General features: G+C 26.7%; 9 protein-coding genes. 5 read left to right on the top strand and 4 right to left on the bottom strand.

Annotated features, from left to right (window positions below):
- The first annotated feature begins 357 nt into the window (after positions 1 to 357).
- Complete coding sequence (locus NLO413_RS01540; RefSeq protein WP_045808793.1) at positions 358 to 1,767, top strand: UDP-N-acetylmuramoyl-tripeptide--D-alanyl-D-alanine ligase; 1,410 nt, start codon at positions 358 to 360, stop codon at positions 1,765 to 1,767.
- Positions 1,768 to 2,775: 1,008 nt separating this feature from the next.
- On the opposite strand, the gene dut is transcribed toward NLO413_RS01540, so the two are convergent.
- The 3 genes from dut to carA all read right to left on the bottom strand — a co-directional run bounded on the left by dut (position 2,776) and on the right by carA (position 6,524).
- The gene (gene dut, locus NLO413_RS01535) at positions 2,776 to 3,219 is read right to left on the bottom strand and encodes a dUTP diphosphatase (protein ID WP_045808792.1); all 444 of its coding nucleotides are present in this window, start codon (positions 3,217 to 3,219) and stop codon (positions 2,776 to 2,778) included.
- Positions 3,220 to 3,800: 581 nt separating this feature from the next.
- The gene (gene ispH, locus NLO413_RS01530) at positions 3,801 to 4,727 is read right to left on the bottom strand and encodes a 4-hydroxy-3-methylbut-2-enyl diphosphate reductase (RefSeq protein WP_045809345.1); all 927 of its coding nucleotides are present in this window, start codon (positions 4,725 to 4,727) and stop codon (positions 3,801 to 3,803) included.
- A 666-nt stretch (positions 4,728 to 5,393) separates the two neighbouring features.
- Entirely contained in the window at positions 5,394 to 6,524 is a 1,131-nt protein-coding gene (carA, locus tag NLO413_RS01525; protein WP_045808791.1) for a glutamine-hydrolyzing carbamoyl-phosphate synthase small subunit, read from the bottom strand.
- 592 nt (positions 6,525 to 7,116) lie between these two features.
- Between carA and der the strand changes: the two genes are divergently transcribed.
- A complete protein-coding gene (gene der, locus NLO413_RS01520) occupies positions 7,117 to 8,436 on the top strand; it encodes a ribosome biogenesis GTPase Der (RefSeq protein WP_045808790.1) in 1,320 nt (439 codons plus the stop codon).
- Positions 8,437 to 8,646: 210 nt separating this feature from the next.
- Here der and gpmI read toward each other — a convergent pair whose 3' ends face one another.
- On the bottom strand, positions 8,647 to 10,152 hold the full coding sequence (gene gpmI, locus NLO413_RS01515) for a 2,3-bisphosphoglycerate-independent phosphoglycerate mutase (RefSeq protein ID WP_045808789.1): 1,506 nt from the start codon (positions 10,150 to 10,152) through the stop codon (positions 8,647 to 8,649).
- A gap of 922 nt (positions 10,153 to 11,074) precedes the next feature.
- Between gpmI and NLO413_RS01510 the strand changes: the two genes are divergently transcribed.
- The 3 genes from NLO413_RS01510 to NLO413_RS01500 all read left to right on the top strand — a co-directional run bounded on the left by NLO413_RS01510 (position 11,075) and on the right by NLO413_RS01500 (position 15,009).
- The gene (locus NLO413_RS01510; protein WP_198138891.1) at positions 11,075 to 12,262 is read left to right on the top strand and encodes a PQQ-binding-like beta-propeller repeat protein; all 1,188 of its coding nucleotides are present in this window, start codon (positions 11,075 to 11,077) and stop codon (positions 12,260 to 12,262) included.
- A 16-nt stretch (positions 12,263 to 12,278) separates the two neighbouring features.
- Entirely contained in the window at positions 12,279 to 13,688 is a 1,410-nt protein-coding gene (gene lpdA, locus NLO413_RS01505; RefSeq protein WP_045808787.1) for a dihydrolipoyl dehydrogenase, read from the top strand.
- Positions 13,689 to 13,935: 247 nt separating this feature from the next.
- A complete protein-coding gene (locus tag NLO413_RS01500) occupies positions 13,936 to 15,009 on the top strand; it encodes an efflux RND transporter periplasmic adaptor subunit (protein ID WP_045808786.1) in 1,074 nt (357 codons plus the stop codon).
- The last annotated feature ends 340 nt before the right edge of the window (positions 15,010 to 15,349 follow it).

The raw sequence follows: 15,349 nt of genomic DNA, 5'->3' as shown, positions 1-15,349 counted from the left end.
TATAAGAATTGTGATCTTTAACATAGTTATCATATGATATTTTTTGTTTTTGTACCAAATTTATATTGATTTCTACAGTTAGCATAATTGTATGATAATTGACTAGATTACTTCAATTTTACTATATTAACATTAAATGTCCTTAATTAATTTAACTAATAAATTATTCTTTTACATTTAATAAAGACTTCTTAGTAACTCTAACATCAGTTGATAAGTTAAATAGTCATTATTTGTGATAATAATTAAGTAAAGGTACGTGAAAAAAGTATCTTATGATTAAGATATATAATATATAAATATTAGTTTATTTGTGTATTATACTTTTTTATTGGTAGCATTGACATTAAGTGGTTTATGTTTTATTGGGATAATGAAAATATTATAAGTGCAGTTAATGGTAAAGCTATAGGTAACGGGTGGGTTTGTAAAGGGAAAATTTCAATTGATACTAGAACTTTAAAACCTGGAGATATATTTGTTGCTATAAGAGGTAAAAATTTTAATGGACATGATTTTGTTCATGAAGCTTTTTACAAAGGTGCTGTTGCAGCAATTGTAGACTGTAAATATATAATCTATGATACCAACTATTCACTAATAATAGTACATGATGTGTTGAAAGCTTTACACGATATGGCATCTTTTTATTTAAAAAATTTGGATGCTAAGATTATAGCGATTACCGGAAGTTTTGGTAAGACTACAACAAAGTGTATGTTACAGCAAGCATTATCGCACTATGGTAATACATATAGTGATAAAGGTAATTTTAATAATCATATAGGTATGCCGTTATGTGCACTAAATGCTCCTTATAATAGTGAATTTATTATTTTAGAAATGGGTATGAGTAATTTTGGAGAAATTAACTTATTATCTAAAATTACAAATCCTGATATTTCAATTATTACTCATATTTCACCTGCACATTTAGCAGCATTTTCTTCTGTTGATGATATTGCAGTTGCAAAATCTGAGATATTTTATCATACGAAGAGCAATGGTATTGTTATTTTGAACTATGATGATAATTATTATAGTAAATTATATAGTGCTGCAATTCAACATTGCAAAAATTTTAATATAGTAAGTTTTGGCAAAAATAAAAATGCAAATGTATTTTTATATACGATTAAAGATTTTAATAAAGGGCTTAAAGAAGTTGTTATTAATTGTAATGGCAATATAATTAAGTGTATTGTACAAGAGTGCATGTTGCGTTTTTTATATTCAATACTAATTGTAATAGCGGTAGTTAATAGTCTAAAATTAGATGTCTATAATATGTATAGTGCACTGAGCAATTTTCTTCCTATTAATGGAAGAGGAAGGGCGCATTCTCTTAATCTACAAGGAAAAAACTTTATTTTAATTGATGATGCATATAATGCGAATCCTGCTTCTATGATTGCTGCACTGCACAATTTATATAAATTGAATGGTATTACTAAAAAAATTGCAATTTTAGGTGATATGCTAGAACTTGGTAAGTATAGTGTGATGTATCATAAAGGATTGATAGATTCTATTATTAATAGCAAGGTTGATGTTGTCTATACAGTTGGTTTTTATATGCAATATTTACATGATATTTTACCTGCAAATATCAAAGGTATACACTTTCATGATTATAAAGCACTTATGAGAAAAGTATTACTTATTATTGGTGAGGGTAACGCTGTTCTAATTAAAGGATCTGCGAATACAAAGTTGTCTGTAGTTGTCCAATATCTATTGGAGATTTCAAGTATTGCTAATCTATAATAAGTTACATAAATATGTGGTTATCTTAATCTATATATTGTGTAAAAGTGGGTCTTTTTATAAAGTAGTAGTTTATATATTTTAGCTATATTAATGTGTTAAGAAATACGTTAATATAGTTGTATTTTAACGTTAATTCTCTTATTTGGTTAAATCTCTATTGATTTTAAAATTTTGTCAATATAGGTACTAAATAAGTATTCAGTTTTAATTTCAAGAAATTCCTAACTATTATGTAATGCATTATATTGTTTGCCAGTGTTAATTAAGATAGTTATATATTTTTTTATGTAAAATAACTGACGTTATGTAATAAATGAGAGGTTTTTACATGCTATGCTATAATGATTTATATTAATTTCTTATCTAATGAGATATATTTACTGCTATATGTGATAATAATTTTTGTATTCAACTACAAATAACAGAAGTTAGCTTATTTAAAGTATTTAATTTTGTTAACTATAATAACAAATTATAACATCTCTTTATAAAAGAACTATAGATGCTCATAGTTTTACAAATCAATATTTATTAACACTGTTTTTAAATATTAATAGCCTCGTCTATTTCTTTTTATGGTATTGTTAGTAGTGAAAGCATTCTTATAACATTATTACTTGCTACACATAATAACGCTTATGCTGTAAAGCTTTTTTTACTAAGGTGGCAACTGATGATATTTTGTAACTTTATTTCTAACATTATCAACATATATCTTTTACTTCTTCGAATTATGGAAACTGATTGAATAGGTGTATAAGTTTATTTTTAATAAATACCACTGTTATAACATAGAGGGATTACATAGTCACAATTTAATATACAAAAGATCTATTATCTAGCAGCTAAGGATTTCATAGTTTTAATAATTCATTTATAACTGAAATATGCAATCATAATATATCTATCGTTATAGTGATAAAAGTATATACTATAAACTAAACTTTACTATGCTGTGTTCAAGTTTACAGTGTACTATAAATTGGTAGGCATTATTTTTTATAGTTATATACCTGTAGAACCGAATCCATTACTACCACGATTAGTATTGCTGTCAAAGTTATCAACTTGTTCCCAAGTTACATGCATAACAGGAGATATTACCATTTGTGCAATTCTATCCATGTGATTTATTGTATATTCTGTATCGCTAAGATTAATTAATATAACCATTATTTCTCCGCGATAATCCGCGTCTATTGTACCAGGTGTATTTAGAATAGTAATACCAAATTTTAATGATAACCCTGATCTTGGTCTAATTTGTGCCTCATATCCGCTAGGAACTTCAATTGCTATACCAGTATTAATACATGCTCTTTGGCCTGGGCTGAGTGTTATAGGCTGCTTAATTGCGGCATATAAATCAACACCAGCACTATACTCTGTTGCATAAGAAGGCAAGGGCAATGTACATTTATTATTTAACTTAATAATTTTTATTTTGATCTTGTTAATAAGAGTACCGTTGTTTTGTTTTTAATGTAAGCTATTATATTATACTTAATGTACTGAGTCAATAAAGTGAAGAAGCATAAAAAATATTAAGTAAAATGTCTAGTACATAATATGCTATTAAAACGATAGATGATGTTATAATAGTTTTTAAATAGAAAGAAAGAGTATTTATTCTTAAGTTAGTAGATATATATATTTTTTTTTATGATGGCATTTATATTTTTATATAAAATGAAGTGTTAGAGTCTTGTATAAGATATGAACAATATTTAGGAATTTTTTGGTAACATTTGTAGTTATGTTTTAGCTATTGAGTTTATGTAATAATATATATAACTAGAGTTATAAGGTGAATATAAATTAATTTCAATGCTATAGTTTTATAATAAAGTAAATGTAATGTATATTTGTTACTTAGTTCTTTGTAAATTATAAGATAGTATATGAAATTATTTATTGTGGCGATAGCTTTAAATTTATTAATTGTTATTTTTGAATGTATTAGATTCAGTTGATGCGATGTGACCATATATAACAAGCTATGAATAACAAAAAAAGAACATTGTGTTAGATTAAGGATGTATGTTTTTTGGTAACTTAAAAATGATATTTTCTTGTATGCCACCCATTGTTGATACTTTAATGTGAAAGTTTAATTTAAGATAATTAATCACTTGCTTAATAAGAACATCTGGTGCAGAAGCTCCTGCGGTAATGCCAATTTTTTTGACGTGCTGAAACCAATCTAAATCTATATTATTGTACGAATCTATTAAAAATGACTTTACATTGTAAGATTTTGCTAAATCTAATAAACGATTTGAATTTGAACTGTTTTGACTTCCTATTATTATCATAAGATCAACATTTTGAGATAAATACCTTACTGCATTTTGTCTGTTTTGGGTAGCATAGCATATATCTTTTAAATTGGGTCCCTTAATGGTTGGAAATTTTTGTTTTAATGCTTCAATAATAGATTTAGTATCGTCTATACTAAGAGTTGTTTGAGTAACATATGCGACATTAGGGTCTGTTATTTGTATATTATGTACATCTTGAACATTTTGTACGATTGTTACATGATTGCTTATTTGTCCGCTAGTACCCTCAACTTCACGGTGCCCTTTATTTCCAATTAATATAACTTTATAACCTTCTTTGTCATATTTTTGTACTTCTAAGTGCACTTTTGTTACTAAAGGACAGGTTGCGTTTATAACATGGATTCTTTTTTGTTTTACTTCTTCTATAGTTTTCCTTGATACTCCGTGAGCACTAAAAATTAGTATTGAGTCTTGTTCGACTTGATCTATTGTATCGATAAATATTACTCCTTGTTTTTTGAAATTATTTACTATAAAAGAATTGTGCACAATTTCATGCAATACATAAATCTTTTTAGTATCCTTATAGTGGTTAATAACTAATTCTACAATTTCAATGGCTCTTCTTACTCCAGCACAGAATCCCATAGGTTGAGATAAAATTATTTCTATGTGATGGTTTTTGTTATTTATATGCATAAAACTAAATATCGTGTTTATTAGATAAGTATTATTTGATTCAATTATATTTAGTGCATGAAACCTTGATTGTATAGTACAATATTTTATTGCCTAAGAGTATTTTAATGTTTTATACTTGTTAATCAAAAATTTTCTTACTTGAAATTATTATAATGATTGTAATAGAAGTCACAGGTTAATTTTATGAATTTATGCAAACAGTAATTATAAGCTAAACTGCAAAAGGTGACTTTGTATTTATTTTAAACATAATAATATTGTAGTAAATTTGTCTTAAACATGTGAATGATTTTTAATGTACGTAGCGTATATGAAAGTAAAATTGTTACTTATATATTTACTTTTAATAAATGTAAATATTGATCTTGTAATATGTAATATTTTTTTTATCACTTATTAATACTATAATAAGTATATAGTTACTTTCACATATTACACATATTAAGATTGATTTAGTACAATTATCTGATAATTGTATCATGCTTTGATATTGGCTAGAAGTTGAAGAATAAAGCTCAACTTGTATTTTATGCTATTATAAAAAGCAAGTATTGACGTTTAATATAAACAGGTTATTTCTTTAAGTTATGTAAGTTATAAGAATTGATTTATATTTAATATCTAGATAATGTTGATTTAGTTGTATTTTATAGGTGTTACATTATTTTTAGAATTGGCTTTTAGCATATTTATGAATTTATGAAAGATATAATATGAATCATACGGGCCTGGTGCACCTTCAGGGTGATATTGTACTGAAAATACTGGATAATCAGTGAATTTCATTCCTGCTATTGTTTCATCAAATAATGAGATATGTGTAATTTTTATATTATTTGGAAGACTTGTTTTATCAACAGCAAATCCATGATTTTGACTTGTAATTTCAATACGATTATCTTCTATATTGTAAACTGGATGGTTAGTTCCTCTATGTCCGTATAGCATTTTTTTTGTTTTTGCCCCTGAAGCTATAGCAAGTAATTGGTGTCCTAAGCATATTCCTAGAATTGGTATATTAGATTTTATTAAAATATTGATTTGCTTAATAATATTTTGTGGAATATCAGCAGGATCTCCTGGACCATTTGATATGACTATACCTTGAGGAGATGATGATAGTACTTTATTAGCAAAGTCTCCTACAGCAGCTACTACCTTTAATTTACAATTTAGTTTTTCTAAATGCGATAATATCTTATTTTTTACTCCAAAATCTATTACTGATACATTGTGCAAGTTTTTTATACTTAGTGACTCGTTGTAGTTATTGTATACTAAGGATTGTTCTATTTTAGTAATAGCGTTTTTTGCTGTTTGTTGTAATTCTTTTATATTTAATAAGTTAATATCATTAAAGTGATGTATTATGCCATTTTGTGATCCGTGGTTGCGTATGTGTATAGTTAAAGCTCTGGTATCAATTCCAGATATTCCAGTAAGATTATTAATTTTCATCCATGAATTTAAATTAATGTAAGATGTTATGTGAGAGTGTTCTGATATCTCTCTCACAATGATTCCTTTTGCTAATATTGTACTATATTCATTATCTATATGATTAATACCTACATTACCAATATGAGGAAATGTAAATGTAATAATTTGATCTGTGAATGATGGATCAGTTATTGTATGCTGATATCCAGTAATTCCAGTAGTAAAGCATACTTCCCCAATAGTATCATTTTGTACCCCTATTGATTGACCACAAAAGTATCTTCCGTCAGATAATACTAGCACAGCATTGCGATAATTTTGCATCATATAAACATCATTAATATTCTAGATATAAGAATTATACTAGTGTAATACTTTTAAATCTATTATATATTTACTTATTATAATGATTTAAAGGCATAATTTATATATGTTATTATATATATGCATGGTAAAGTTGAGCAATATGCGAAATTATAATAATTAACATATCACACAAATTAGCATAATGCCATTGGTCTTTGTAGTATCAACAAATATGGAAGTAATAGATGTAACTTATTAAAAATATTTAGATGATAGCTTAGCACAATCTTTTTATGAAGTACCTATAAAATTTAATGTATTAAAAAAAAATCGTAACTTATGCATTATAATACTAAGTAATCAACTTTTAGTCATAGTATTTATTCTGTAATATACTTTATGATATATGTAAATAATAAGTTTATAGTTTATGTACTAATTATCTTAAGAGCAATATTTGGTTTGTAATGTGTTTTATATACTTAAGATAGTAATAAGATCAGTATATATTTTGTAAATACAATTTTCTTTCTTTATTATGTATCATTAAAAAAAATAATATGTAACAAAAGTATTTATTAATATATAATACATAATTGTATTATAAAAATTGATGTTAGAAATAGCAATTGTTGGATTACCAAACGCTGGTAAATCAACTTTATTTAATAGATTAGTTGGTAAAAAGCTTGCTATAGTGAGCAATATTCCCAATGTAACAAGGGATAGAAGGGAAAGCTATGTTGACTTATGTGGGTTAAGGTTTAAAATTATTGATACGGGTGGAGTTAATGGCAGTATTAAATTATCGCACTTAATTATTGAACAAGTTAAATTAGCAGTAGAGTCTGCTAATGTTATATTTTTTGTCGTTGATTCTAGGGTAAATTTTGATGAAAAAGTTACAATTTTTGCAAAGTGGTTACGAAAGTTAACAAGTAAGCCTATAATACTGATTGCTAATAAGTGTGAAAGTAATAAAAACTGTTATCCAGTAGACTATTTAGAATATTTGAATTTTATTGGTCCAGTGTATATATCAGCTGAACATGGTTTAGGTATGGCAGATTTATATGATGCTTTGACTTCATTATGTGAAGAAAGTGACTTTGAAGGTGAAAGAGTTAACACTATAAAAGTTTCTATAGTCGGTCAGCCAAATGTTGGTAAATCAACTTTAATAAATACTTTTTTAAATGATAATAGGTTAATTACAGATAGTGAAGCAGGTACTACTCGTGATTCTATAGATGTAGATTATGATTATAAAGGTAGAAGATTTACATTAGTTGATACTGCTGGAATGCGTAGAAAATCAAAAGTAGTAGAGAGTATAGAAACTTTTTCTAATAAGTTATCTATATCGTCAATTGCAAAATCAGATATTGTAATTTTAATAGTTGATTTTGTTTTTGGAATTAGTCAACAAGATTTATCGATTGCTGAAATAGCTATACGTAAAGGCAAAGGACTTATTGTAGCATTAAATAAATTGGATTTAATTGATACAAAAGTAGAAAGAGAAAGATTAAAAAATATTATTCAACAAAGTAATAAAATTGATTTTAAAGTTCCAATTATAGAAATTTCTGCTCTTAAAAATATTAATTGTAATAAAATACTTGATAAATGTTTAAATCTTTATAGTAGTCTTACTAAACGTATTAATACTGCAGATCTTAATAAATGGTTATCTATAGCAATAAACCACCATTCTCCGCCTTTGTATAAAGGAAAACAAGTTAAATTAAAATATATTACACAAATTAGCGTGATGCCATTGGTGTTTGTAGTATCAACAAATATGGGAGTCATAGATGTTACTTACCAAAAATATTTAAAGAATAGCTTAGCACAATCCTTTTTTTATGAAGTACCTATAAAAATTATATTTAAAAAAAATCATAACCCATACATTCATAATACTAAGTAATCTACAATAGATTTATATATTTGTGTAGTATGTATACTCAATTATATGTAAATGTATTAACTAAAAATAGGGTTATTTAAATATTTTTAAGGTATTTAGTTATGTGCTAGGCAATTGGTAACATGATGTTAGCGTATTGCTAATAGGAAACATGTGCAATGGAGATCAAAACGAAACTTTTTAAGAATCTTTTATGTAGGTAATATACATTTATATTTCTTGTATTAAAGATTTTCCTGTCATTTCTAGTGGTTGCTTAATTTGTAATAATTCTAGTATGGTAGGAGATACATCACATAATCTACCGTCTTTTAAAGCAATTTTTTTATTATAATTGCATATTATAAATGGTACACTATTGGTAGTATGTGCTGTATACGGCATTTTATTTTTTACGTCAAACATCTTTTCTGCATTTCCATGATCGGCAGTGATAACTAATATATAGTTATTATTTTTAACAGATTCTAATACTTTACCCAAGCACTTATCAACAGAAGCAACCGCTTTTCTTGTTGCTTCAATATTTCCAGTATGTCCTAACATGTCAGCATTTGCATAATTTACTATAATAAGAGAGTATTTTTTTAAGTGAATATTACTTATTAAATGATCTGTGACTTCGTATGCAGACATTTCTGGTTTCAAATCATATGTTGGTACTTGTGGTGATGGAATAATAATTCTTTCTTCATTTTTAAAAAATTCTTCTCTACCGCCATTAAAGAAGAAAGTTACATGTGCAAATTTTTCAGTTTCAGCAAGTCTTAGCTGAAATAAGTTATGATTTGATATTATTTCCCCTAGAGTATTTTTTATGTTGTATTTAGGAAATAAACAAGGAATATTAATATTTTTTGAGTATTCTATCATACCTAAGATATTATCTATATGAATGTGCTTGCGAGGTTTAATACTATTTGTGATCATGTTGATTATTTGTATTACTCTATCGCTACGAAAATTTGTTATTAATATGCCATCATTATGATTAAGACCACAGTAATCACCTATGATTGATGGTAATATGAATTCATCTGTGATTCCAGATGCATAGTGGCTATCTATTGCTAATATTGCATTATTATATTTTTTGCCTTCAGAAAAAGCTATAGCATTATAGACTTTTTCTGTTCTGTCAATACGATTATCTCTGTCCATTGCATAATAACGGCCGCTAATAGTAGCAATATATACATTATTATATTTGCAAATATGCTCATTTAATATGTTAATATATTTTTTTGCTGAGGATGGAGGAGTATCTCTTCCATCTAAAAATGCGTGTATAAATATTTTTACGTATGATTTTGTAAGTATTGTTATGAGGGTTAGCATGTGGCTTTGTAAGGAATGTACACCTCCATCAGACAATAGCCCGATAATATGGCAAGCACCTTTTTTACTTTGAATTTTTTGTATAAATGATAGTAAGCTACTATTTTGTGCAATGTTATGTATTTCAGTGTTAATTCTATGTAAGTCTTGTAATACAATTCTACCGCTACCTAAATTTATATGTCCAACTTCTGAATTTCCAATTTGTCCTTTTGGTAACCCGACATCTATACCACTTGTTATTAAATTGCTTTTAGGATATTGTGAAGTAATATAGTCCCAGCACGGCTTATTAGTGGTGCCAATAGCATCGTATTTGTTATTGTTTCCATTACCCCAACCATCCAATATACATAAAACCACGCTATTACTTACCATAATTATTTACTGATTTGAGTATATGATTATTTATATCATGTAAGAGTTTATAGAGTAAATATTTTTTATCTATAGTAAATTTTACTGTATTGTATAATATTTTATGCACCTTAGTTATGTATTATACATTTGTTTATAGCATTGTAATACTTAAGAAATTATTTATTACATTACATTGCATATAATTTATTATTAATTAGAACAATATACTAGTTATTTATTATATGCTTTAGTAGAACAAAATAATAATTTTTTTATTAATATTAATATGGAAATAACATTTCTAATTTAATATAAAAATATAGGAAGGTAGTGAAGGATGTATAAGTATTTATATATACAAAAAATGATATAATGCTAGTGATAAATTGTAGGTTAAAAATTAATTTTTTATCAAATTTCTAATATTTTATAGTATTCAATGGTTATTAAGTTGCTAATTTTATTAAGATTGATTTAGTACAATAAATTGTACACATTATTCATTTTAGGATGAAGTTATGCAAGCGTAAGATGTTTTTTTTTCAAAGAAATATATAAATAGTTCTTTATACTGTTGGTAAGTTTTTCTTATTAAAGGTTATATAAATAATTGATTATAGTTTATGATTAATTAAAATATATAGCAATATTTACAATAAAAACTTTAATATATTTTATTGTTATATAATGTATTTAATTTAAATCTACGTGGTGGTGTATACTTGTGCCTTTATCAAGTAAATAAAATAGTTTACGTTCCTTAAATATTAAGCAATTATCATTATTAATGATGTGAGATGTTATAAATAATGCTATTGAATTTATAGCGAAGCTTTTTTTTATTTAATAATTAGTTGATTTATTCAAATAAGTTAGTTAAGTATTATGAATTGAGTTTTTTATTGTAGCAAAGATGCGGTTCTTAGCAATATTATTTTTTATGTTTTTATATTTCATATTCAATGATGCATTTTGCAGGGAAGTTGGTAAAATGAATTCATCATTGCAATTAGAGAAAGATATTTCTTCTTTAGCCGTTGGAAAACCTGAGCATTTAAACCTAAGTTTTAATTTTAATAAGGTAAAAACATTTTTACTAAATGGTAAAAAAATTGCTTCTAGTATTGCTACTAGTAATGGGATTGTTATTTTAGAAAATACAGGTAAATTATATTATCTAAATGGTAAAAACCCAAATGATATTTTATGGAATGTCAGTTTAACAAATTCACAAAAAATATATGGAGGGGGGCTATCATATGCTTTTGATAAGTTATTATATCCTCAAGGAATTATATTATGTATAGTAGATAATGTGCTTTATGGTGTGGATGTTAGTACTTCAAAGATAATGTGGAAGCAAGTTTTAAGAAATATTGTTGATGGAAATCCTGTTGTAATTAATAATGGAAAAAATGTTGCTGTATTAACAGTGGATAATTACTTATTTATTTTTAATGTTAGTGATGGACAATTCTTATGGTCCTATCAAGGTGCTTTATCAGATATAAAAAAAATGAGTTCATTATCTCCAGCTTTTAATGTTAAAAATGATATTTTAACGTTATTATTACCTAATGGTAACGTTATAGCTTTGAATTCTTATAATGGAGATAAACTATGGGATTTAGTGTTGAATAAAGAGAGCTTTAGTCTTGTCGATGATATTTCAATTACACCAATCACTGAGGGAGATGAACTTTTTATTGTAAATTATGATCATGATTTAGTGAGTATTAATGTACTTTCTGGGCAAGTTAATTGGGTAGAAAAGTTGAATGTTAAGGTTGTTTCTCCAATAATTAATAGTAATATTTTTATTATTACTAGAGATAACATATTAGTTGCATTTAATGTTAAAAATAAAACTATTATGTGGAAGTGTAACTTATTAAATAAGGTAAGAAAAAATTCTGGGTTTAGGAAGCCGAATAAGTGGTTTTCACCTATTTTAACAGGTAATAAAATATGGGTGTTAAATGATAGTGGATACTTGTTAAAAATTGATTCTGCTTTAGGGGTTATAGAAAAAGTTAGTAATGTTCCTAAGCCATCCTATGAACCAATGATTTTAAATTTTTCAATGTATTTTATAACAAAAGGGCATGGTTTAGCAGTTATTTCTTAAGTAGTGGTGTAATGATATGGAAAAATATGATGTTATTGTAATTGGAGGCGGTCCTGGGGGTTATAAATGTGCAATTCGTGCAGCGCAATTAGGATTAAAAGTTGCATGCGTAGATAAAAATCGTTTATTAGGGGGTACATGCTTAAGAGTAGGATGTATACCTTCGAAAGCATTATTAGATTCTTCGTATAAATACTATAGTGCTAAGCATAATTTATCAAAATATGGAGTAGTTATTGACAATGTAAAATTTGATTTACATAAAGCAATGGAGATTAAAGATAAGGTAGTGCAGGATTTAAGTAATGGGATTGAGTTTTTACTTTCTTATAATAAAATTAAGAGGTTTTGCGGTACTGCAAAGATATCATTAATATCGGCAGATAGCTTTACTATAAAAGTGAATGATGAGAAAGGTGAATATCAAGAAATTACATCTAAAAATGTAGTCATTGCTACGGGGTCTCAGCCTTCTGCTTTGCCAAATGTTAATATTGATGAAAAAGATATTCTATCTTCTGATTCTATTTTAAGTCTTTCTAACCCACCAAAAAGATTAGCAGTTATCGGAGGAGGGGTGATAGGTATTGAAATGTCATCAGTATGGAGTAGGCTAGGTTCTGAAGTAACAATTATTGAGTGTTCAAGCCAAATTGCTGCGAGTATGGATAGTGATATTAGTAAGAGCTTGATGAATTCTTTGAAAAAATCAGGAATAAAATTTCAAATGTCGTCTAAAGTAACATCTGTGCATTATAAAGATAAAGGGCTTGTTGTAGAGTGCGAATCCTTAATAGATAATCAGGTTACTATTATAGAGGTTGATAAAGTACTTGTTGCTGTTGGAAGAAACCCATGTACTGAAAATTTGATAGAATTATATGATATAGTAAAGGATGATAAGGGGTTTATTGTAGTTAATGATAAATTTGAAACTAATGTTAAAGGAATATTTGCTATAGGGGATGTTATTGGCGGAGCAATGCTTGCTCATAAGGCAGAAAAAGAAGGACATGTTGTTGCTGAATTAATAGCGGGGTATTCTTCTTATATAGATTATGAAATTATACCTAATGTGATATATACACACCCTGCTGTAGCATCTGTAGGTAAAACCGAAGATTATCTCAAAAGTATAAAGTATGATTATAATGTTGGAAAAAGTAATTTTTCGGCTAATGGTAGAGCTAGAGCTACTGGTGAAGACGAAGGTTTTGTGAAAGTTTTAACGTGTAAGAAAACAGATGCTATTATAGGTGTGCATATTTTTGGAACATATGCTGATACCATGATTAATGAAGTAGTAGTTGCTATGACTTATAAGGCATCATCTGAAGATATTTATCATATTTGTCATTCTCATCCTGATGTAAACGAAGTATTTAAGGATGCGTGTGAAATAGCATTTTTAAAGTATAAAAAATAAAACGTTAATATTTTTTAATGTAAGATGTATTATTATTGGTATTTGTTGTCGTTACTGAATTACATTGTACTGTAGAATTTAGAAAAGCAATTTTATGTTATAACGGTGGCATTATATAGTGTTTAGGTATGTCTAAAGTTATATATGCAACAACGTTATGTGATTGTGAAATAGGGATAGTTTTGTTGCGAATTGCTATATTATGTGAAAAAAAATAGGTTTTTAATATAATATGTGAAGTGAGTATATGAGTATTTTAAAATGTATCTTAAAATTAAAGTTACAGTATAAGATTGTATTACTAGTATTAGCAGTGAGTATTTGCTGGGTTTGTAGTGGGATATTTGTATATCGAAGGCCTGAAATAATAAGCTTTTCTGAAAGTATTCCTTCCGTGCGTGTGAAAAAATATTATTCTCAAAATAAAGTAGTATATCGTTCTGTAGTAGGTGAGGTAAATGCATTACAGCTTGCAGAAATTACTTCAGAAGTTAGTGGAAAAGTTACAAGCCTTTTGATTAATAGTGGGGATGCAGTTAACAAAAATGCAGTAATATTAGCAGTAGAAGAAAATGATAAAGCAGAACAATTAAAGCAAGCACAGGCTATATTAAAACAAAGACAACTTGAGTATGAGGTTTCGCGGGCATTATATAAGAAGGGCTATAGATCAGAAGTGCAGGATAATGCAGCTTTTGCTGCTCTTCAATCAGCTTATGCAGATGTTAAAAAAGCACATATTAATTTTAATAATACGAAAATAAGGGCTCCCTTTACAGGTTATGTAGATAAGGTTAATGTCCAAGTTGGAAGTTTTGTTAATTTTGGGCAAGTGATTGCAAAAATAGTTAATTTTAATCAGTTTAAAGTTGTAGTAAATGTTTCTACTAAGGATGCAGAAATGTTACAACTTAATTCGTCATCTAATGTTATATTAAGTAATGGAAAAGTATTTAAAGGGATAGTAAGTTTTATTAGTAAAATTGCAAATCCACAAACTAAGACTTATACAGTTGAAGTTACAGTCAAGAATGATGAAAATCATTTTGTTACACAAGGAATGATGTCGAATGTTGAATTATTAGTAGGTCAATTTAAAGCTCAAAAAGTTTCATCCTCTTTATTAAGTTTGAATGATGCAGGAGAAATAGGATTAAAAATTGTTAATGATGATAATACAGTTGAATTTATTACAGTTGAAATTATTGATGATGATTCATATGGTAATGTGTGGGTTATAAATCTTCCAGAAGTTGTAAATTTAATTATTTTAGGACATGAATATTCTAAAGTTGGTACAAAAGTTCATGTTGTTACATAAAATATACTCTTAAATAAGTTTAATTTATGCTTATTATAGTAGGAAATTATTGCAATAAATTTAAATATTTTTTGTAAATAAATGTACACTAAAGTCATGGAAAATTACAAGTTTGTTTTGTAAGAATTATAAATATTATCTATGTAATTTATTTTAGAGTATCTGTTGCTATTTGATAAAATTAATATGACTATAAGTGAATAACTTATCTTTTTTAATAGCATATAATATCGAGATTTTAAAAGGTATTGATATTATTTAACGGTACAAAACAAAGTAATAAAACCGTATTGCGCTTTTGTAAATATTACTATATAATGATGCTATTAATTTTTTTGAT

This window comes from Candidatus Neoehrlichia procyonis str. RAC413, from assembly GCF_000964795.1.
GTDB lineage: Bacteria > Pseudomonadota > Alphaproteobacteria > Rickettsiales > Anaplasmataceae > Neoehrlichia > Neoehrlichia procyonis.
Note: the sequence above shows the minus strand (reverse complement) of the source record. Positions and strands in the feature narration are given on the sequence as shown.

Coding starts and splice junctions, on each gene's coding strand:
- NLO413_RS01510 (WP_198138891.1), top strand. CDS start 11,075: ATGTTTTTATATTTCATATTCAATGATGCATTTTGCAGGGAAGTTGGT.
- NLO413_RS01540 (WP_045808793.1), top strand. CDS start 358: ATGTTTTATTGGGATAATGAAAATATTATAAGTGCAGTTAATGGTAAA.
- carA (WP_045808791.1), bottom strand. CDS start 6,524: ATGATGCAAAATTATCGCAATGCTGTGCTAGTATTATCTGACGGAAGA.
- lpdA (WP_045808787.1), top strand. CDS start 12,279: ATGGAAAAATATGATGTTATTGTAATTGGAGGCGGTCCTGGGGGTTAT.
- der (WP_045808790.1), top strand. CDS start 7,117: ATGTTAGAAATAGCAATTGTTGGATTACCAAACGCTGGTAAATCAACT.
- NLO413_RS01500 (WP_045808786.1), top strand. CDS start 13,936: ATGAGTATTTTAAAATGTATCTTAAAATTAAAGTTACAGTATAAGATT.
- gpmI (WP_045808789.1), bottom strand. CDS start 10,152: ATGGTAAGTAATAGCGTGGTTTTATGTATATTGGATGGTTGGGGTAAT.